Annotated in this window: 23 protein-coding genes and 1 tRNA gene; 19 read left to right on the forward strand and 5 right to left on the reverse strand. The window is 40.5% G+C overall.

Translation table 11 applies throughout. The features are described from left to right. The first annotated feature begins 497 nt into the window (after window positions 1–497). The 17 genes from BN1875_RS02100 (at window position 498) to BN1875_RS02180 (ending at window position 16371) form a co-directional block, all read left to right on the forward strand. Window positions 498–1442 (forward strand): metal ABC transporter substrate-binding protein, encoded by a 945-nt coding sequence (locus tag BN1875_RS02100; RefSeq protein WP_048603214.1) that lies wholly within the window; start codon window positions 498–500, stop codon window positions 1440–1442. A gap of 13 nt (window positions 1443–1455) precedes the next feature. Then, on the forward strand, window positions 1456–2136 hold the full coding sequence (locus BN1875_RS02105; RefSeq protein ID WP_048603392.1) for a metal ABC transporter ATP-binding protein: 681 nt from the start codon (window positions 1456–1458) through the stop codon (window positions 2134–2136). Then, entirely contained in the window at window positions 2109–2942 is an 834-nt protein-coding gene (locus BN1875_RS02110) for a metal ABC transporter permease (RefSeq protein ID WP_048603215.1), read from the forward strand. The genes BN1875_RS02105 and BN1875_RS02110 overlap by 28 nt, the downstream gene beginning before the upstream one ends. Before the next feature lie 149 nt (window positions 2943–3091). Beyond that, complete coding sequence (gene purR / locus BN1875_RS02115) at window positions 3092–3910, forward strand: pur operon repressor (RefSeq protein WP_048603216.1); 819 nt, start codon at window positions 3092–3094, stop codon at window positions 3908–3910. A 971-nt stretch (window positions 3911–4881) separates the two neighbouring features. After that, on the forward strand, window positions 4882–6279 hold the full coding sequence (glmU, locus tag BN1875_RS02120) for a bifunctional UDP-N-acetylglucosamine diphosphorylase/glucosamine-1-phosphate N-acetyltransferase GlmU (protein ID WP_048603217.1): 1398 nt from the start codon (window positions 4882–4884) through the stop codon (window positions 6277–6279). A 95-nt stretch (window positions 6280–6374) separates the two neighbouring features. Continuing rightward, the gene (locus BN1875_RS02125; RefSeq protein ID WP_048603218.1) at window positions 6375–7346 is read left to right on the forward strand and encodes a ribose-phosphate diphosphokinase; all 972 of its coding nucleotides are present in this window, start codon (window positions 6375–6377) and stop codon (window positions 7344–7346) included. Window positions 7347–7538: 192 nt separating this feature from the next. Continuing rightward, window positions 7539–8480 (forward strand): competence type IV pilus ATPase ComGA, encoded by a 942-nt coding sequence (gene comGA / locus BN1875_RS02130; protein ID WP_048603393.1) that lies wholly within the window; start codon window positions 7539–7541, stop codon window positions 8478–8480. Further along, on the forward strand, window positions 8452–9495 hold the full coding sequence (comGB, locus tag BN1875_RS02135) for a competence type IV pilus assembly protein ComGB (protein WP_048603219.1): 1044 nt from the start codon (window positions 8452–8454) through the stop codon (window positions 9493–9495). The genes comGA and comGB overlap by 29 nt, the downstream gene beginning before the upstream one ends. Beyond that, on the forward strand, window positions 9492–9827 hold the full coding sequence (comGC, locus tag BN1875_RS02140; protein ID WP_082147218.1) for a competence type IV pilus major pilin ComGC: 336 nt from the start codon (window positions 9492–9494) through the stop codon (window positions 9825–9827). Before comGB ends, comGC begins: the two co-directional genes overlap by 4 nt. Further along, window positions 9820–10257 (forward strand): competence type IV pilus minor pilin ComGD, encoded by a 438-nt coding sequence (gene comGD, locus BN1875_RS02145; RefSeq protein ID WP_048603220.1) that lies wholly within the window; start codon window positions 9820–9822, stop codon window positions 10255–10257. Before comGC ends, comGD begins: the two co-directional genes overlap by 8 nt. Window positions 10258–10339: 82 nt before the next feature. After that, window positions 10340–10549, forward strand: a complete 210-nt coding sequence (locus BN1875_RS02150) for a hypothetical protein (protein ID WP_048603221.1) — start codon at window positions 10340–10342, stop codon at window positions 10547–10549. Continuing rightward, window positions 10542–10997 carry a competence type IV pilus minor pilin ComGF gene (gene comGF, locus BN1875_RS02155; RefSeq protein WP_048603222.1) on the forward strand — a complete coding sequence of 152 codons (456 nt, stop codon included), beginning with the start codon at window positions 10542–10544 and terminating at the stop codon, window positions 10995–10997. Before BN1875_RS02150 ends, comGF begins: the two co-directional genes overlap by 8 nt. Beyond that, a complete protein-coding gene (gene comGG / locus BN1875_RS02160; RefSeq protein WP_048603223.1) occupies window positions 10969–11328 on the forward strand; it encodes a competence type IV pilus minor pilin ComGG in 360 nt (119 codons plus the stop codon). Before comGF ends, comGG begins: the two co-directional genes overlap by 29 nt. A gap of 180 nt (window positions 11329–11508) precedes the next feature. Then, a complete protein-coding gene (locus tag BN1875_RS02165) occupies window positions 11509–12510 on the forward strand; it encodes a class I SAM-dependent methyltransferase (protein ID WP_048603224.1) in 1002 nt (333 codons plus the stop codon). Window positions 12511–12578: 68 nt separating this feature from the next. After that, a complete protein-coding gene (locus BN1875_RS02170; protein ID WP_048603225.1) occupies window positions 12579–13784 on the forward strand; it encodes an acetate/propionate family kinase in 1206 nt (401 codons plus the stop codon). 217 nt (window positions 13785–14001) lie between these two features. Then, complete coding sequence (locus tag BN1875_RS02175; protein WP_048603226.1) at window positions 14002–14703, forward strand: DUF554 domain-containing protein; 702 nt, start codon at window positions 14002–14004, stop codon at window positions 14701–14703. Between the two features lie 372 nt (window positions 14704–15075). Continuing rightward, a complete protein-coding gene (locus tag BN1875_RS02180) occupies window positions 15076–16371 on the forward strand; it encodes an ISL3 family transposase (protein WP_048603109.1) in 1296 nt (431 codons plus the stop codon). Between the two features lie 158 nt (window positions 16372–16529). Here BN1875_RS02180 and BN1875_RS02185 read toward each other — a convergent pair. From BN1875_RS02185 to BN1875_RS02200, 5 genes are all read right to left on the reverse strand, one after another. Next, window positions 16530–16611: transfer RNA gene (locus BN1875_RS02185), tRNA-Leu, on the reverse strand. Window positions 16612–16687: 76 nt separating this feature from the next. Further along, window positions 16688–16849 carry a hypothetical protein gene (locus BN1875_RS13605; RefSeq protein ID WP_156171197.1) on the reverse strand — a complete coding sequence of 54 codons (162 nt, stop codon included), beginning with the start codon at window positions 16847–16849 and terminating at the stop codon, window positions 16688–16690. A 35-nt stretch (window positions 16850–16884) separates the two neighbouring features. Beyond that, entirely contained in the window at window positions 16885–17241 is a 357-nt protein-coding gene (locus BN1875_RS02190) for a DUF4180 domain-containing protein (protein ID WP_048603227.1), read from the reverse strand. A 211-nt stretch (window positions 17242–17452) separates the two neighbouring features. After that, complete coding sequence (locus BN1875_RS02195; protein WP_048603228.1) at window positions 17453–18766, reverse strand: IS1380 family transposase; 1314 nt, start codon at window positions 18764–18766, stop codon at window positions 17453–17455. 174 nt (window positions 18767–18940) lie between these two features. Further along, window positions 18941–20200 carry a S41 family peptidase gene (locus tag BN1875_RS02200; RefSeq protein ID WP_048603229.1) on the reverse strand — a complete coding sequence of 420 codons (1260 nt, stop codon included), beginning with the start codon at window positions 20198–20200 and terminating at the stop codon, window positions 18941–18943. A gap of 235 nt (window positions 20201–20435) precedes the next feature. Between BN1875_RS02200 and BN1875_RS02205 the strand changes: the two genes are divergently transcribed. Then, window positions 20436–20759, forward strand: coding sequence for a PadR family transcriptional regulator (locus tag BN1875_RS02205; protein WP_048603230.1), 324 nt, complete (start codon window positions 20436–20438; stop codon window positions 20757–20759). Window position 20760: 1 nt separating this feature from the next. Beyond that, window positions 20761–21096 (forward strand): DUF1048 domain-containing protein, encoded by a 336-nt coding sequence (locus tag BN1875_RS02210; protein ID WP_048603231.1) that lies wholly within the window; start codon window positions 20761–20763, stop codon window positions 21094–21096.

The following is a 21096-nucleotide window of genomic DNA, read 5'->3' on the forward strand; positions in this document are numbered from 1 at the left end:
ACAAGTAATACTGCTAACAATAAAATTAGTAGTACGATCAGCGAGAGCTGCGAGCCGGTAACAGTCGCAGCTCTGTCGAGATTCAGAACCAATTAAAAAAGTTTATGCAGGTACGCACATTGCGGCATTTCTTCCCTCATACGGCTATCAAGCAGTAAGGTGAACAGGAAAAGCGGTATTTGATTCGTTTTTTGAGCCATACGTTTTTGGTTTTTTTTTGCAGGAATGAATTAACAGCGGGTAAAAGGAAACACCAGAAGAATTGGTACAAATTTTAGATAGCATCCTGCCATTTGATTTTATTTGAGGTCTTCATGAAAATGAGCTTTAATATGAACAGAAGCTCCGATATCTTCCGATTTATCGAGAAATTTCCAGTTTAAATCGGAAGTTTTCCGATTTCGGTTGACGCTTCCTCAATTGTTTGATACATTAATTCCTGCCGGTAAATCGGAAGTTTTCCGATTTAATCTATCAAAACGAAAAGAGGACAGAAAATGAAAAAATATTTAGTGGGTTTAGGACTTTTATTGAGCGGGTTTGCATTGACTGCCTGCGGAACTGCTGAAAATGGACAAACAGCCGAAAAGGGACAACTACAGGCGATTGCAACTTTTTATCCAATGTATGAATTTACAAAAGAAGTAATTGGGGATGAGGGCACGGTGGAATTGCTGATTCCTGCTGGAACGGAACCTCACGATTATGAACCAAGCGCAAAAGATGTCGCAAAAATTTCCCAAGCGGATGCCTTCGTGTATAATAGTGAAGAAATGGAAACTTGGGTCGAAAGTATCGAAGATAGTCTGGATGAAGAAAAAACACTGGTCATTGAAGCGGCAGATCAAATCGATTTGTTGGAAATGACAGACGACGGTCATGACCACGACCATGAAGAGGAAGACCATGATCACGATCATGACAAAGATCCCCACGTTTGGACAGACCCGATAATGGCGATCAAAGAAGTGGAGACCATCCGGGATGAACTAAGTGAGAAATTCCCTGATAAAAAAGCGGCCTTTGAAAAAAATGCTGCAGCGTATATTGAGAAATTACAGAAACTAGATCAAGACTTCACGGATGCTTTTGCGAATGCAACGAACAAGACCTTCGTCACTCAGCATGCGGCATTTGGCTATTTAGCCAATCAATACGGCTTGACCCAAGAATCGATTGCAGGAATTTCACCAGATCAGGAACCTTCACCAAGTCGTTTGGCGGAATTAAAACATTTTGTTGAGGATCATGGCGTGAAAGTGATTTATTTTGAAGAAAATGCCAGCAGCAAAGTGGCAGAGACTCTTTCAAAAGAAACTGGTGTGAAATTGGCGGTGCTGAATCCAGTAGAAAGCTTGACGAAACAACAAATGGAAGATGGTAAGACCTATCTTTCCATCATGCAGGAAAACTTAGAGGCATTAAAAGAAAGTATCAACTAAAGGAGGCGCAACATTGCGCTACATCGATGTAAAGGATTTAACATTTTATTATGATGACGAACCGGTGTTAGAAGACATCACTTATTCTGTTGACGATGGTGAGTTTGTCATTCTGACGGGAGAAAACGGGGCAGCTAAATCAACGCTGATCAAGGCGACACTTGGCTTGCTGAAGCCTACTAAAGGGGAGGTCACGTTGGCAAAAACCAATGCGGCGGGGGAAAAAATCAGTATCGGATATATTCCCCAACAAATTGCGTCTTTCAATGTCGGCTTTCCCAGCACCGTGTTGGAATTGGTTCGATCAGGACGCTATCCAAGAGGTCACTGGTTCAAACGTTTGACTGAAAAAGATCATCTTCATGTCAAACGAGCATTGGACGCAGTGGGAATGTGGGAGATGCGTCATAAACGAATCGGCGAATTGTCCGGCGGGCAAAAACAGCGAATCAGTTTGGCACGAATCTTCGCAACCGACCCGGATTTATTTATTCTGGATGAGCCGACAACAGGAATGGACGAACAATCACGGATGGATTTTTATCGGTTGTTGCGCCACAGTGCTCACGTTCATGGTAAATCAATTTTAATGATTACCCATGACCATGAAGACATCAAATCCTATTGTGATCGGCAGATCCGCTTGGTACGAAAGGAGGATTCTCAATGGCGTTGCTTTCATTTGAATTCATGAGAAAAGCCTTCTTGGCAGTCATTTTTATTGCCGGAATTGCACCGATGCTGGGAGTATTTCTGGTGATTCGCCGACAATCCTTGATGGCAGACACCTTGTCCCATGTTTCGTTGGCCGGGGTGGCACTAGGTTTCTTCTTTAATTTGAACCCTAATTTGACCACGCTGATTGTAGTGGTTATTGCGGCGATACTATTAGAATATTTGCAGTCGATGTATCGCAGTTACGCAGAAATCTCCATTGCAATTTTGATGGCGGGGGGCTTAGCGCTGGCTTTGGTGCTGATGAATCTCAGCGGTGGCAATTCTGCTACCAGCATCCAGTCCTACTTGTTTGGCTCTATCGTGACTATCACGACACAACAGGTGGTTCTGTTGGGCATTTTGTTTGTAGTCACTGAAATTTTATTCTTCTTGTTTAAACGCCCCATGTACGTGTTGACCTTTGATGAAGACACGGCTCACGTGGACGGTTTACCTATCCACGGGATGTCGATGCTCTTTAATGTGTTGACTGGGGTTGCCATTGCGGTAATGATTCCGATTGCCGGTGCGTTGCTGATTTCAGCAATCATCGTTTTACCTGCAGCAATCAGCATGCGGATTGGAAAAAGTTTCAATGCGGTGATTTTGCTCAGTATTGTGATCGGATTGATCGGAATGTTGGGGGGCTTGACCAGCTCTTTTTATCTGGATACACCACCAGGGGCGACCATCACTCTTGTGTTTATCGCATTGTTCTTACTGGTCAATTTATTCAAGCGACTCATCATTGTGGTGCAGCGCAAGCAGCGAATCAATCAATAAAAGTGACAAGAGGCGAAGGTTTTCGCCTTTTTTTTGCGCTTTCACAGATAATTTACGAACTATTTTTTAAAATAAGTGGAAAACACTCGAATTTTTCCTTCTAAAGCCTTATAATAAAGCGACTAAAAATTAAACAAGGAGTGAAGTTTGTGAAAGTACGTCGTAGTGAACGATTGATCGACATGACACATTATTTATTGGATCATCCTCATGAGTTGATTCCATTGACCTTTTTTGCCAAACGCTATGAATCTGCGAAATCTTCCATCAGTGAGGATCTTGCCATTGCAAAAAAAACCTTTAAGAAACGGGGAACGGGAATTTTAGAAACGATTCCCGGTGCGGCTGGCGGGGTGGTATTTATTCCTGAGATTCCGAAAGAAGAAGCCAAGCGCTATATTGAGGCGTTGGCTGCTCGTTTATCGGAACAAGATCGATTGTTGCCAGGCGGCTATGTTTATTTATCTGATTTATTGGGAGAGCCTGATTTGTTGCGGCAAGTGGGACGAATCATTGCCTCAAAATATCTAGGGCAAAAAATCGATGCGGTGATGACGGTAGCCACAAAGGGCGTACCGATTGCTCAAGCAGTTTCCTATTACTTGAATGTACCTTTTGTGATTGTACGGCGGGACTCCAAAATTACTGAAGGGTCAACAGTTAGTGTTAATTATGTTTCCGGTTCTTCTGAACGAATCGAAAAAATGGAATTGTCCAAACGTAGTCTAAAACGAGGCTCTCGGGTCTTAGTCGTGGATGATTTTATGAAGGGCGGCGGCACAATCAACGGTATGCAAAGCCTGATTGAAGAATTTGAATGTGATTTGGTGGGCGTGACGGTTTTTGCAGAAGCCAAATTCAAAGGAACCCGGGCAATTACGGAATATACCTCTTTGCTTTACGTACAGGATGTAGATACTCAGACAAAAACAATCTCGGTAGTGCCGGGAAATTATTTCACCGAATAAAGAAAGCAAAACGAAACGTCCATTACTTAACTGGGCGTTTTTTTCTAAATTGGTATGGCTGTTTAATGGCTGATGCAGTTGCAATCAGTTGCGAATTGGGCTACACTTAGACAGTAAAAAAGTGAAGAGATGCTAGTTCCTCTAAATACAAGTTGAGTAGTGGAATGGTATGCGGTACGACAATCAAATTAAATTTTCTAAAAAGAAAATTTAATTCATAAAAAGGAGTAAGGATGCCAGTTCCTCTAAATACAAGTTGAGTAGTGGAATGGTATGCGGCACGACAATCAAATTAAATTTTCTAAAAAGAAAATTTAATTCATAAAAAGGAGTAAGGATGCCAGTTCCTCTAAATACAAGTTGAGTAGTGGAATGGTATGCGGCACGACAATCAAATTAAATTTTCTGAAAAGAAGATTTAATTCATAAAAAGGAGTAAGGATGCTAGTTCCTCTAAATACAAGTTGAGTAGTGGAATGGTATGTGGCACGACAATCAAATTAAATTTTCTGAAAAGAAAATTTAATTCATAAAAAGGAGTAAGGATGCCAGTTCCTCTAAATACAAGTTGAGTAGTGGAATGGTATGCGGCACGACAATCAAATTAAATTTTCTAAAAAGAAAATTTAATTCATAAAAAGGAGTAAGGATGCCAGTTCCTCTAAATACAAGTTGAGTAGTGGAATGGTATGCGGCACGACAATCAAATTAAATTTTCTGAAAAGAAGATTTAATTCATAAAAAGGAGTAAGGATGCTAGTTCCTCTAAATACAAGTTGAGTAGTGGAATGGTATGTGGCACGACAATCAAATTAAATTTTCTGAAAAGAAAATTTAATTCATAAAAAGGAGTAAGGATGCCAGTTCCTCTAAATACAAGTTGAGTAGTGGAATGGTATGCGGCACGACAATCAAATTAAATTTTCTAAAAAGAAAATTTAATTCATAAAAAGGAGTAAGGAGTGAACAGTGTGACAGCACGTTTTGCAATTATTTTGGCAGCGGGAAAAGGGACCCGTATGAAATCCAAGTTATATAAGGTTTTACATCCAGTCTGTGGTAAACCAATGGTGGAGCATATCATCAATCGAGTGTCAGAAACACAGCCTCAGGAAATCATCACAGTGGTTGGACATGGCGCAGATAAAGTGAAAGAACAACTAGGCACTCGGAGCCAGTATGCTTTGCAGGCAGAACAATTAGGCACTGGACATGCTGTCTTGCAGGTAGAACCTTTTCTAAAAGGCAAGAAGGGCACTACGCTGGTTATCAGCGGAGATACCCCGTTATTGACGACGGAGACCTTGAACAATCTCTTTGAATACCATCAAGGAAAAAACGCCAGTGCGACAATTTTAACGGCAGATGCGGCAGATCCTACCGGGTACGGACGTATTATTCGCGATCACGTCGGTATTGTTGAAAAAATCGTGGAACAAAAAGATGCAAATCCAGAAGAAGCAGCTGTGACGGAGATCAATACCGGTACATATTGTTTCGACAATGAACTATTATTTGATGCCTTGGCACATCTGGATACAGACAATGCCCAAGGAGAATACTATTTGACGGATATTATTGAAATTTTGAAGGCCAATGGCAACACGGTTGCGGCCTATCAAACCAAAAATTTTGAAGAGTCCCTTGGTGTGAACGATCGAGTAGCGTTGTCACAGGCCAATCGTTTGATGCGAGAACGAATCAATCATCAACACATGTTAAACGGTGTATCCTTGATTGATCCGGCAGCTACCTATATTGATGCAGATATCAAAATCGGTGCTGAAACGGTCATTGAACCCGGTGTTTATTTAAAAGGCAATACGGTAATCGGTGAAGGGTGTGTTATCACGGCGCAATCACAAATTGTTGACAGCACAATTGAAGACGATGTAGTCATCAAGTCATCGATCATTGAGGAAAGTCTGGTGAAAAAAGGTGCGGATGTCGGTCCGTTTGCTCACCTGCGTCCAAAAGCGGAAATTCATGAAAAAGCCCATATCGGAAACTTTGTTGAAATCAAGAATGCCCAAATCGGTGAAGGAACCAAGGTGGGTCATTTGACTTACGTTGGGGATGCGACCCTTGGCAAAGAAATCAATGTCGGTTGCGGCGTGGTGTTCGTGAACTATGACGGCAAACAAAAATACCATACGAACGTTGGCGACCACAGCTTTATCGGTTCTAACGCAAACCTAGTCGGACCAGTGGAAGTAGCGCCTCATACATCGATTGCTGCCGGCACGACGGTGACTCAAGATGTTCCTGAATTTGCGATGGCAATCGGTCGGGTTCGTCAAGAAAACAAAGCAGACTATGCCAAAAAATTACCTTTTTTAGCTGAAACATTTATGAATAACGGTAAATAACTTGATTTCTCAGACAAAAATGACTACTATTTACTAGGAAGAGTTGCTAGTAACTAGTAGTTTTCTTATTGTACGAAAAGAAAGTGGAGGTTCTCATGTCAAATCATTATTTTGATCCAAGATTGAAAATTTTTGCATTGAATTCAAATCGTCCTTTGGCAGAAAAAATCGCGGCAGCCGTTGGTGTGGAATTAGGAAAATGTACCGTGAAACAATTCAGCGATGGTGAAATCCAAGTCAATATCGAGGAAAGTATCCGTGGTGCACACGTCTATGTGATCCAATCAACCAGCAGTCCGGTAAACGATAATTTAATGGAATTATTGATCATGATTGATGCCTTAAAACGCGCCAGTGCAAAAACAATCAACGTGGTCATGCCTTATTACGGCTATGCTCGTCAAGACCGCAAGGCACGCTCCCGCGAACCAATTACCGCAAAATTAGTTGCAAATATGTTAGAAAAAGCCGGTGCTACGCGAATGGTCACACTTGACCTGCACGCAGCCCAAATCCAAGGATTTTTTGATATCCCCGTTGATCATTTAATGGGAGCTCCGCTTATTGCTAATTATTTCTTAGAAAAAGGAATCAAAGGCGATGACGTAGTGGTGGTATCTCCAGACCATGGCGGCGTGACCCGCGCTCGTAAATTGGCTGAATTTTTGAAATCACCGATTGCGATCATCGACAAACGCCGTCCTAAAGCAAATGTTGCGGAAGTTATGAACATCATTGGGCATGTGGAAGGCAAAATTTGTGTCTTGATTGATGACATGATTGATACAGCTGGCACGATCACTCTGGCTGCCAATGCACTGAAAGAAGCTGGGGCAAAAAGTGTGTATGCTTCTTGTACGCATCCTGTTTTATCAGGTCCAGCCTTGCAGCGAATCCAAGATTCAGCGATCGAACGTTGTGTCGTTACTGACTCAATCTATCTTCCAGAAGACCGTCGAACAGAAAAAATCGACGAAATCAGCGTTGGCGATTTGATGGGAGAAGCAATCAAACGAATTCATGAAAACAAACCAGTAAGTCCACTTTTCGAAACCAAACCTCAATAAGAGATTCTTGATGGATCAAAAACCCTCAGGTGCGTGCCTGGGGGTTTTTTGGTGTTGATTTCTCTGTGTATTCCAAGACCCGGAAGTTTTCTGGTCTTTTTTCGTCTATTCCTATTGAAAAAGTTTTTTCTAAAAAATGATTTTGCTCAAACCGCGTATTTACCAATAGAGAAGGAAAAAAAGGAGACGTTTATGGATATTCAGACATTTTCTGATGAATTAATCTGTTTTGGTCGTGAGAAAAGAATGCAGGATTTGGCAATCCATCCATGGGGAGAGGAGGTTCGGATTGTTTTTCGTAAAAATAATCAGTTGTTGTCCTATCAAGAAACGACATATGAAATTGCTCAACAACTTATCAGCCGCTTTAAATATCTGGGAGCAATGGATGTGGGAGAGAAGCGGAAAGTTCAATTAGGCGCAATCACTTATCCTTTACAGGAAACCTTTCAACGACTGCGACTTTCCACTGTAGGAGATTATCGTCAACGGGAAAGTTTGGTGATTCGTTTCTTGTATCCGTTAAAGGAAAGTCAGCATTTTTTTCTGCCTCAACAGCTAACGATGGTTGAGGAACAAACGACACGCAATGGGCTGTATCTTTTTAGTGGTCCCACCGGCAGTGGTAAGACAACCTTGATGTATCATTTGGCTAAAAGAGAACGGGGACAAGTGATTACCATTGAAGATCCGGTGGAAATCGAGGAACCGCAATTTTTACAACTGCAAACCAATGAAAAAATACTGCAGACCTATGATCGGCTGATTCAGCTTTCTTTGCGGCATCGCCCAGATGTTTTGATCATTGGTGAGATTCGGGATAAACAGACGGCACAGGCAGCGATTCGGGCTGCACTGACAGGACACAAAGTTTTTGCGACGGTTCATGCGCGTGGAGTAGCAGAAACAATGGATCGTATGCAGGATTTTATCGGTAAAAATCAAGAGCTGAATCATTGTTTGACAGGTATCATCTACCAACGATTATTACCGGATCAAAAAGGACAAACCGCGGGATTATTGGCTTATGATTTTAAAAAGTCACCTGAAATCAAAACGGATTGGCAGGAAACGTTAACGAAAATCTATCAAGAGGGTCTAATCGATGAAGCAATTTTTCAAAAGGAAGGGTAAAAGCAGTTGGGGTAGGGAGACGAGCCAACGCTTGCTTTTTACTAAAACGTTGGCAGATTTATTGGAAAATGGGTTTACTCTGCAGGAAGCATTAGGCGTAATTGATCGCAGTCAAAGAATCGAACAACACTTGATTAAGAGATTTCAACACTGTTTAGTGACCGGTGCATCGCTGGCAGAAGGATTTCGTCAGCTTGGTTTTTCGCCGCAAGAGATTGCTCAAATTCAATTGGCAGAAGAACATGGCAATGTTTGTGGAACATTGCGAACGATCGAAACCCACTTGACCCTTTGGCGGAAACAACAGCAGGCTTTTCGGAAAGTTGCGACCTATCCGTTATTATTGATTGTCTTTGTACTGACAGTCCTTCTCAGTATGCGGCAGTTTTTACTGCCACAGCTTCTTGCAACAGAAATGGTGAAAGCCGATCATCCCGGCATCTTATTTTTGCGGGTCGCCCCTTACAGTTTGGGGTTGCTAGTCCTTTTTTTGACTATCGGTCTACTTTATTTTCAGCGGCAAAATCGACGACGCTCTGCACTAGCAAAGGCTGTCATGTGGAGCCGACTGCCTCTTGTTGGAACGTTGTATCAGTTGTACATGGCAGCTTATTTTTCCTTGGAGTGGGGGAAGTTATTTACCCAAGGTGTAGAGATTCGCGAAATTATTTCTTTAATGAGGCAGACGATTACTGATTCTCTCATGAATGAGTTGGCTGCTGAACTGCATCAAACCTTGCATCATGGCCTATCCCTTTCGGAAAAATTAGCAGAATACCCATTTTTGACACGGGAATTTTCGTTGATTGTTTTTCAAGGAGAAGCTAAGGGCAAGCTGGGAGAGGAATTATTGATTTATAGCGAATTGACTCGAGATTTGCTTTTACAACGGGTGGAACGCATGCTGCAGTGGATTCAACCAATTATTTTTCTGATCGTTGCGTTGCTGATTATCAGCGTATATGGCGCGATGTTTTTACCAATTTACAGTAATATGGGAGGAATTTCAGGATGAAAAAATGGCAATGGACATTAAAAAAACAGAGTAGTTTTAATAAGGAAAAAGGTAGATATTCTGGATTTACGTTGATAGAAATGCTGATTGTATTGCTAATTATCAGCGTGCTGGTATTGTTATTCGTTCCAAATTTGGCAAAACACCAAAAAGTCGCAAACAAAGAAAGTGAGCGGGCAGTCATTCAGGTGGTGGAGACTCAAATGGAGCTGTATCAGATTGAATTCCCGGATAAGTCAAAGCCCACTGCGGAGGAACTGGAAAAAGAGAGGTATATTACCTCAGAGCAATTAGCAAAATACAAAATAGCCAAAGAAAAGCAACATGACTAGACGTGGTTTCACTATTGCAGAAACGTTGCTGGTGTTATTGATTTTTAGTTTTTTTTCACTCTTGCCCGCTTTTGCTTTACAGCGGTGGCAACAGATGATGGCAGTGGATCAATTTTTTTCTCGATTGGAAAAAAGTATTTTAGTCACACAGCAAGTAGCAATTACTGATAAGATCCAGACACAGTTTGCGTTGACTTGGGACAACACGGCGATTTTTTTCCGAACATCGAAACTGCCGGAAAGTCAGTTGCCGCAGCTGACAATTCCTAACGAGATAACCGTAGACATTTTCACTCCAATGGCATTTTCTGCCCGAAAAGGAAATAACAGCGAAATGAGAACCATCACTTTTCGTTGGCCAAAACAACAGCAGACGATTCAATATAAATTTCAATTTGGGAGTGGTCACTATCAAAAAATCGTTAAATAAAGGCTTCATTTTGCTGGAAACACTTTTTTCTCTCCTATTATTGAGCAGTTGCTTGTTTTTCTATCTTTTGGGGGAGATGAAGATGCTGGCGCAAAGCGATCGGTTGTTGGAAAAGGCCCGTACTGCACGAATCATGTATGAGGAAACGAAGGCGTATGCAAACCATGGTGGTTCCATGATTCGTGAAGTTCAATATGAGCATCCCTATCAAGTAGTTATTCAAAAAAATCACCGAATTCAGCAAGTCGAGGTTCGTTCAGCCGCGGATCAGTTGGTGATTTCCTTTGAGTAACCAAAAGAAGCGCCAAATTCATCGCGGTTTTACACTGTTGGAGTGTTTATTTGCGTTGCTAATTCTCAGCGGTTTTTTATTGCTAACAAACGGAACGATTCACCACCACAAGCAGCTCGCCCCATTGTTGATGCGGCGGAACCGACAGGAGTTTGAAGTTTTTTTAATCCAGCTGGAAAATGAATTACAGGAACGAACCTTTGAAAAAAGTACCGCTACTGAAATAAATTTTAGGACGTATGTTGTTGATACGGTTCCTTCGGTGATTCGTACGACGATCAAAGTACAAAATGAGATGATTATCAAAAATGAAAATGGCGGGTACCATCCGTTGCTGGTAGATGTTAAAAAAGTTTTGTTCCATCAAACAGATACGGGAATTGACATCAAAGTGTGGTTCTTTAATGGAGATATTAATTATGGCAAATGGATTTTTCCAAAAACCTAAAGGCAGTATCATGTTTTCGACAGTTTTACTGGTTTCTTTATTTAGCATGCTGTTACTGACCGCCCTGGAAAATCATCGCTTGGCGGTTACCTTTGCAATCCGAACGAAAAAATTATATATCGCCAAAACGATTAAAGAAATGTTTTGGTATGAGTATGAACAGCAGGAAAATCCACCGGAAAAAGGTGTAGTGACGTTTAATGTGGGGGCTGTCCGGTATCAGACGACGGCGGGGAATCTGCTGATTTGGATTGATCATGGCGGCGGGACTTTTTATTTTGAGGAATCGCTAAAAAAAGACACAGATAAAACAGTTCTGGAAAATGACTGACACAGCAGACTGAAAAGCCTTTCATTGGTGCTTTTCGGCTGTTGTTTTTTGGCTTGAAAGAAAAAATGCAGGGAGTACTTCTAAAAAATTTCCCGTGAAACCAATTGATAAATCGTGGCGAATCAGCTAGAATTAAACAGGTATAAAAGTTGTTATAACTAAGACAAAGCGAGGTGCGGGATGTTTCCAGAAAAAATCGAAAAAAGTTTTGAGTTGACCCTCGAAGCGATTCAATTATTACAAAATGCATTGGAATCATCTTTTCTTGATGCCTATATCGAGAATGCCGAAAACATGATTGATCATTTTCAAGTGCGTGTAATTGATGGCGTTCCCAATGCAGAGACTGTAAAAAAGGTCGAAGCCATCTATCAACAGCTTCAAGAAATCCCATTAGAAGCCGAAGAAATACGGAAATTGGCCCAACTTTTGCTACTAAAGGGCGGGAAATTTGAACAACTTCAACCAAACCACCAATTGACTCCCGATGGTATCGGCTTTTTGTTTGTCTATTTGCTGGAACAGCTTTATCCAAAAAAAGGGGATCTGACTGTTTTAGATATAAGTGTTGGCATGGGGAATTTATTGCTGACAGTTTTATTGAATTTGCAAAATGCCGGATACCGGATGAAGGGATACGGCGTGGACATCGATGAGACTCTTTTAGCGGTTGCAGCAGCGACTAGCGATTGGACCCATGGAGAGGTGCAGTTGTTTCATCAAGACGGTTTGCAAGAGCTGTTGATTGATCCAATGGATGCAGTTATCAGTGATCTGCCTGTGGGCTATTATCCCCATGATGAAAAAGCTGAAAAGTTTTTGACGGCAGCAAAGGAAAATCATAGTTTTGCCCATCATCTATTGATGGAACAAGCAATGAATTATGTAAAAGAAAACAGTTTCGGGTTCTTTTTGGTACCCAGCAACTTTTTGGAAACAGAGCAAAGTCAGGCATTGAAGCAGCTTTTTATTGAAAAAGTCTATCTGCAAGCAATTATTCAACTGCCAGATGAATTGTTCAAAAATGAAGTGTCTCGAAAAAGCATTATTATTTTGCAGCAAAAAGGCGAACACGCCAAACAGGCGGAAGTTTTAGTGGCAAAACTTGCCACATTGAAAGATTCGGCAAAAGTAGCGGAATTCTTTAAAGAATTTGAAGCTTGGAAAACGGCAAATCTATAATTTGCAAGATCCTCGTGACAGGTGTCGTAAGGGGTTCAAAATAAATCAATCGGATGAAGGAGAGTACTATGTCTAAAACAATCGCAATCAATGCAGGTAGTTCAAGTTTGAAATGGCAATTGTATCAAATGCCAGAAGAAACCGTTATCGCAAAAGGAATCGTTGAACGAATCGGTTTGAAAGACTCAATCTTTACGATCAAATATGGCGAGGGAGAAAAATTCGAAACGGTCGTTGACATCGATGACCATGAAATCGCAGTTCAAATGTTATTGGATCACTTGATTGAATTACACATTTTAGGTTCCTACGATGAAATTACCGGTGTAGGTCACCGGGTGGTAGCAGGTGGCGAGTACTTCAAGGATTCTACGATTATTACGGATGATGTTCTGGAAAAAATCGAGGAATTAGCAGAATTGGCACCATTGCATAATCCAGCAAATGCAATGGGAATTAAAGCCTTCAAACATATTTTACCAAATATTATCAGTGTGGCGGTTTTTGACACGTCTTTCCATACAACGATGCCAAAAGTGAACTACATGTACAGTATTCCAAAAGAATATTATGAAAAATATGCAGCCCGTAAATACGGAGCTCACGGAACTAGCCATCGTTACGTTTCAGAACGGGCAATCCAATTTTTAAATAAACCAGCAGAAGAAACTAAAATCATCACTTGCCATATCGGAAACGGCGCTTCGATCACAGCCGTGAAGGGTGGAAAATCAGTAGATACATCCATGGGCTTTACGCCTCTTGCCGGTGTAACGATGGGCACTCGTTCTGGGGACATTGACGCTTCTCTTCTTCCTTATTTAATGCGTAAAGAAGGCATTGAAGATGTTAATGAAATGATTGACATTTTGAATAAAAAATCAGGAATTTTAGGATTGTCCGGTATTTCCAGTGACATGCGAGACGTTCAAAAAGCGGCTGCCAGCCACAATGAAGCTGCCGAACTGACCATCGAATTGTACGCAGACCGTATCCGTAAATATATCGCACAATACATTTCTGTTATGAACGGTGTAGATGCGATTGTCTTTACAGCCGGTGTTGGGGAAAATGCTGCTTACGTTCGTGAAGCTGTCTTGAAACCAATGACATGGTTCGGTATTAAATTAAATCCAACAGTAAATAATTTGATCCACGGCGAAGAAGCAGAAATCACTTCTCCTGATTCACAAGTCAAAGTGTTTGTTATTCCAACTGACGAAGAAGTTATGATTGCCAGAGATGTGCAACGAATTGGTGCAAAGTTGAATTAAGCTAGTACTAAATTATTTTGGAAATAGCCAGAATGTTGACGGCTTTTTTTACCCTTATGTAAGTTTTAGAGCTATGTTGTTTTGAAAACTACCAACATAAAAAACGTATAAAATGACGAGAAATCGTTCGTTTTATACGTTTTTTAACTTCTTTGCCGTGTCTTCTTGTTATTTTTCCTTGCTATGATAGAATTCTAGCAACGGGAGATGAGGAAGTATGATTTTATTGGGATCGTTGGTCAACGGATTGGCAATTATTGGCGGCAGTCTGCTAGGGGCTGTCCTACGCAATATTAGTGAACAAACAAAGGATACCGTCACGAAAGGTATTGGGATCGGCGTTATTGCTTTGGGACTTCAAATGGCGATCAAAACAGATTCCTTCACACTGGTTATCATCAGCTTATGCGTAGGAGCTTTGATTGGTGAAGGGCTAAAAATTGAAGATGGCATGAACCGGCTAGGGCTTTTTTTGCAGAAACATTTTGCAAAATCTAATGGGAATTTTGCGGAAGGATTTGTTACTAGTTCATTGATTTTTGTAGTTGGCTCCATGGGAATCATCGGTGCAATCCAAAGCGGCGTTTCCGGCGACAACCAGACGCTATACACCAAAGCTGTTATGGACGGATTCTTAGCGATTATGCTGACAGCCTCATTAGGAATCGGTGTTCTTTTTTCTAGTTTGCCGGTTTTCATCTATCAGGGAATCATCACACTGTTTGCTAGTATAGTCGTTAGGTATGTGCCACAAGAATTATTGACTATTTTAGTGGCAGGAATCAGTCAGATCGGTGGACTTCTGATTATTGCGATTGGATTAAATCTTATTAAACTGACCAATATTCGTGTATCTAATTTTTTACCTAGTTTGATTATTTTGGTTTTCTTTTTGATGCTAAAGTATTATTCCTTCTAAACAATGGTAATCTGTTCGCAGGACTGTTTTGTAGCCGCATGATCTCAGTTTCAAGCTTTGTTATTTTGAGGGTTCAATCAAGTGGAAGAGGGGTATAGGGAAATTTTCTGTTATAGAATTAATGAGAAGAATAAAATCATTTTAGAAGAATTCAAGAAGTAATTTGCTAGCTGTTAAAATAAGTTTCTCATTGAAGAGGAACGATTTTGTATTGGGTTCTTGAACTGAAAAAAGTGGCTCTATAATTTATGGGACTGATGAATCAGAATTGATTCTTCAGTCCCATTTTCATTTTAGGTATTAAAAAACATATCGTTCTCTAGTATGATTAAATCACCACAAAATAAACAGACTGAGAGGACGATATGCTATATGAATGATTCTATCAAAAAAATGCTGAGAATAATAGATAAAGATTTGATGATTAAAGAGGTCTCTTACGAGACCTTTCAGAAGGAAAAGACGTTAATCGTCGATGCTGTTCTCTCGCCTGCTCCTCGTGCTTGTAGAAGTTGTGGTTCTACTGTGGTAGATGGAAACGGGAAAGCAATTATAGTGAAAAATGGAAAAAAGGAAACTATTGTCCGTTTTGAACAATACAATCATATGCCAATGGTTATGCGCCTAAAAAAGCAGCGCTATACCTGTAAGAACTGTCGAACCCATTGGACTGCTCAAAGTTATTTTGTCCGACCCAGACATTCAATCGCAGATCATGTTAGATATAAAATTGCTTCTTTACTGACTGAAAAAGTATCTTTATCTTTTATTGCGAAAAGCTGTCAGGTATCTTTGACCACCGTTATTCGTACATTGAAAAAGTTTAAAAGCTATTTACCAAAGCAATCTAAGAAGATTCTCCCCAGAGTATTGATGGTTGATGAATTTCGTTCGCACACTTCCATAGAAGATAAAATGAGTTTTATTTGTGCAGATGGCGAAACAGGAAAATTAATTGATGTCTTGCCTACGCGTAAATTGCCTCGATTAACAAGCTATTTCTTAGGCTGTACCAATCCAGAAGAAGTAGAATTCTTAGTTACAGACATGAACGCCGCCTACTTCCAGCTCACCAAACGTGTTCTACCAAATGCGAAAGTAGTGATTGATCGGTTTCATATTGTCAAACACATGAATCAGGCGTTCAATGAGTTGCGTATCCGTGAAATGAATGAACTTCGTAAAGCAGGACAGAAAAGCCAAGCAGAAAAACTGAAAAAGAACTGGCGCTTTTTGCTAAAAAATCGTGCAAACATTAACCATTATGAATACAAAACATGGAAAAGTTTCCGAGCGCCAAAATACCCGTTTCTTACTGAAGCGATGATGATCGATCGATTGCTTGGCTTTTCCACGCCCCTTAAGGAGGCATATCCCATTTTTCATGAATTAGTTGAAACCTTTCGAGACAAAGACCCTGACTTGTTTTTCTCCTTATTGGCAGAACTTCCCGAAACATTAGATGACGGCTTTCGGGAGAAGCTTCAAAACCTTCTGACCTATGAAGAAGGCATCACCAACGCGATGATCTATCCTTATTCCAATGGAAAAATAGAAGCGAAGAATACCCACATAAAGACAATGAAACGAGTATCCTACGGATTTAAATCATTTGAGAACATGAGAATTAGAATCTTTTTGATCAATCAATTAATCAATGTAAGATAACAAAAAAATCTGAGCCAGAATGAGGTTCATTCTGACCCAGATTTGATTTTGCACAACTCATCAGTCCTTATTGACAAAGAGCCAAAAAAGTACCTATCCTAACCAAAAACCCCCATACAGACAGCTTATCAAAAGCTGCCTGTATAGGGGTTTGCCTATGCGGGAAATGGGAGTCGAACCCACACGAGCTAAGCTCATACGCACCTGAAGCGCACGCGTCTGCCATTCCGCCATTCCCGCAAGTCGTCTCATTCAAGACCACATGTTATAGGATAATCGAAATAGCTGAAATTTGCAAAGATTTTTTGGTGTTTAGTCAATGTTTTTTGTTTTTGCTTTTTTGGTACCAATAGAAAAAAGCAATTAGGCCTAAAACGCCGGTGATCACCGCCGTAAGGACGTCTTGAGCAATCAGGCTGAAGAAGGAGACACCTAGCAGCAAAACGGCGAAAATGCCGATAAATAGTTCGATTTTCATCATAGCAAGCTCCTTTAAAAGTAAATAAGTTCCGCTTATTTCAATCGGGTGACAGCTTCTTCAACAGTAGCAACGAAGAAAACCTGTGTGCCTTGGTTGCACTCGTAAATAAAGTCCTTCAGTGCTTTGCTGGTATAGGAGCTGAAATCTCCGACGATGGCTAAACGAATAGCGTATTGGGCAAATTTTTGTAAAATTTCACCCGCTAATTTGGTTCGCAGATCAAAAAAGTCCTCCGTAAAGGCTTCTTTTTTTAAGATAATAGCATTCGTATCATGGGCAAAGGAAAGAGAAAAAGCAAGATCTAATGCACCCTGCGAATCTTGAATGATTTTTTCGGGTTCGGCAAAAACTATTCTTTCCTTTTTTTCTTGATAAATGCGGGTATTCATATAAACCTGAATTATTCATACTTCTAGATTTTTAACATTAATTTTGAAAAACCATCGGTTTTTCTTTTTCCGTTATTACATTTCAAATGTCGCTAGCGCTATTAGCTCAAAATATGATCTATTCAAGGAATGACGAGTCATTTTTCTTATTTTTGAGCGCAAATATCCCTTAGAATTAATAAGTTTTTAAAATTTCAGTTAGCTCCCAGTTCTACCAGCAGAGTTGCTGAATTTTTTCCAATAGATAATAGAACAGGTTCTGGTAAACATGGGAAGAGCTCGTTTTCAGAAACAATTTTCGACCGCTACGAATTAGCTTACCAGCCACTTTGAAAAGGCGAAGACGTAAGGTGTCTACTTGGAAAACTGCTTCTTTCGCAGGTAAACAGATTGTTTTCATGAAGTTGACCAAGTTGTAAGCCAAGAGGCTTATCATCATCCGAGCGTGGTTTTCCAGAAAAGTGGGACTATCCGTTTTATCGAAATAGAAACCATTTTTGGCTTCCTTGATATAATTCTCCATGATACCACGCTTATGGTAAATACCGAAAATCTCTTGAGGTAAAAGGTTGTGGGAAAAATTGGTAACCAAATATTCATGCCGAAACAACAATTCATTGGCTTCTCTGGTTGATTTGATACAAATCCGTCGTTCTTTTGACCATTTTTCAGCTTGATAGGTAGTTGAATAATAGTGAACTTCCCGTTGATACCACGGATGATCATCTCCTACAAGAACGAGATTCTCTGCAATTTTTTCTAGATTTCTATTCGCCTTCAGGCGAATAACATAGTAACTATCATTGGCTTCACAAGTCTCATATACTTCTGGTGTCGCGAAACCACTATCCCCTCGAACAAGGATATTCGTACATGGAAGAGTCTGTTGATAATGTTCAAGCATTGGTTTCAGAAATTCTTTCACGCCATTTGAAGTGTACACATTTCCAGAACGAAGTTCTGCTTTGAGAAAATCACCCGTCAGACCATCAAACGCTACTAACGGATGATACCCGTTCGTACCATAGTGGGCATTGAAATTAGCATCTTCTTGGTTACCAAAAGTATCCGAATGTGTGGAATCCAAATCAATGATCATTTCTGTAGCGTTCCGTTTTAAACGAACTTTGTCGATTAATGCTTGGTTTAAGAGTTGAAATTGGACAATTGTCTCTTCACTCACGCGATTCCAAAAGCGGGAAAGCGAGGCTTGTGAGGCCAAGGATTCCTTAGCCAGTACCAAACGGAAAATTGGGTCTTCACTCAGAATGTTGACAGAAGAATCCGCAGGATAACCTGCGATGAGCTGAAAAAGTAGTTGTTCCAGAACAGAAATATTGTCATGAATCCAATAGCGACGATTTTCGTTGAAAGTTAAGAGTTGCTTTGCCAGTTTTGTAAAGCCGATGGAATCCATAAATTCTTTAACCAAAATTAAGCCAACGTCTGTGGATAGATTTCCTCCTGTATTAGACACTATCATTTTTGAGTTGAAGTTTACTTGTTTTTCCTGTAATGTAGCCATTGAGAAGAACCCCTTTCTTTGGTTAGGTTTTGGCGATTTAACCATAGCAGATTGGGGTTCTTTTTGTACACTCAAAAGGTGTTGGGTAATAAAACAATAAACAGCGTTAGGACAATGTTTAAATAGCATTTCAAAAAAGCTATGAATTATTCAGGATAAACTTCCTTTCTAAAACTATTTTCTCGTGGCTTCTTCCAACGCAGGGTCGCGGTCGGCCTGGTAATCAGCAAGGGCGGTTTGGATTACTCGTTGGGGCAAAACGCCAATATTGTGATGGGGACGTCCATCAGGATAACAAACTTTTTTTGCTGTGATTTGAAAGATACCGCCCGTTTTCAACGAAATCCAAGCAGGTTGTCCGGTGGAACCGGCACTGGCTGTTCCGATGAGGGTGGCCCGCTGCTGCGTATCAAAGGCAATCAAAAAATTTTCTGCAGAAGAATAGGTTCCTTCATTTTGTAAAATCATTACCGGCATATCGGCTAATTTTCCACAATATTCTGGGGTAAAGGAGTATTCCTCACTTTTTTCCAAATACTGATGTTGAAAAGTTTGCAGGCACTCTAATTCGGAATCCTCCCATGTTTCTTTCTGTTGATGAAGAAGTTGGGAGCCGTTTGCGTATTTTTCCAAATCGATGACTTGGCGAAAGGCCCCCTCAACGGGGAACTTTTCAGTAAAGAAGGCTTGGCAAATTTGATCGGCATACCCAGAGTTTCCACCAGGATTGTTTCGTAGATCAAAAATGAGAGCCGTTTGCTTTGAAAGCCAAGGAAGCTGGCCATAAAAACTGCGAACGACTGCTTCTGAAGCAAAATTCTTCAATTGGATATAGGCTTTGTCTGCTAGTTGATAAAAGGCAGCAGATGAATTTTCTGCAATCCATTTGGCCGTTTTCGGGAGAGTATTTCTTTCCACAAATTTTGGAAACTCCGATTCAAAGGGAATTTCGATCGATTCTGAGGTAAAAGTTAACGTATAGTTTTCCTGCAAAATAAAAAAAGCATAATCAGTAAATTCCTGCAAAGCAAAATTAATTTTTTCATGCCAAAAATACGGCAAGACTTTTTCTGCCAAGAAGTCTTCTGGTGTCAGGCCGTTTATCAAACGAATCGGTTGATAAAGAAATTGTTGGTAAGCCGCGGTGGCCTTTGAAATACATAACTGATTCTCAATCCAGCAAAAACTAATGGGGGAAAAGGTCGTTCTTGCTAAGGCTTGTGGCGGATAAACAGTCGTGTGGCCATCATTTAATTGGGCGGTTCCTTTCATCAGGTGTAAATAAAAAGCTCTTTCCGACATTCCCTCAACAATTTGAGGCAAAAAGCCTTCAAACCAGTCCTCCCATTGGCGCAAGGCCTCCTTTTGCCAATAGGGAAAAATATTCTTGGCCTCTGAAAAAACAGTCATTGCATCCGCTAGTTGGTCATACATAGACATCATCCAATCGTAGAAAGGTTTTTCTTATTATAGCATGTTGTTTAGGAGGCAACTAAAAAAATTCAAACAAACTGCTTGACGAATTCACTACATAGTATTAATATGTACTAGAACCTAGTGATAACAAGTACCTAAGTCAACCAGTGGAAAAAAGTTTTCTTATTTGTAGACTACCTAGTATTACTACGTACGATAACAAGATAAAATAGCAATTGAGAAAGGAAAAGTTATGAAAGGACTAACGGAATTACTTAAAGGGGTTTTGGAAGGAATCGTACTTCAAAAAATTGCCAAGGGTGAGACCTACGGCTATGAGATCACCAATTATTTGGTTGATCTGGGTTTTGAAGATATCGTCGAAGGAACCGTGTATACCGTTTTATTACGGTTGGAGAAAAAAGGCTTGTTGGCAGTTGAAAAACGCAAATCGGAAATGGGACCGCCGCGAAAATTTTATACATTGAATGAAGCTGGACGTCTCTATTTGGCAGAATTTTGGGAGAAGTGGTCATTTTTAGAGGCCCGTTTGCAGGAATTAAAAGGGGAGAATTAATATGAAAAACTGGTATACATCGATGCGTAACGATAAAAAAAGATACAAAGCTTATGTGAAGGCAAAGGCACAGTTGCCTGACGATTATGAAAAAGCGCTGACCGCACTGGATCACTACATGATGAATTTTGTTGGCAACAGTGAATTTATGGGAATTTTTGAAGACTTGCTGCAATTGTTTGCCGATGGCGCTGCTGAAGGACGTTCTATCAACGAGTTGGTCGGCAACGATCCAGTAAAATTTGCGGATGACATCATGGCAGAATATCCGGAGGTGCTATGGTACAGCAAGACGCGAAAAAAATTAAAAGATGAATTTGAAAGGATCGAAAAATAA

The organism is Enterococcus massiliensis (assembly GCF_001050095.1).
Lineage (GTDB): Bacteria > Bacillota > Bacilli > Lactobacillales > Enterococcaceae > Enterococcus_C > Enterococcus_C songbeiensis.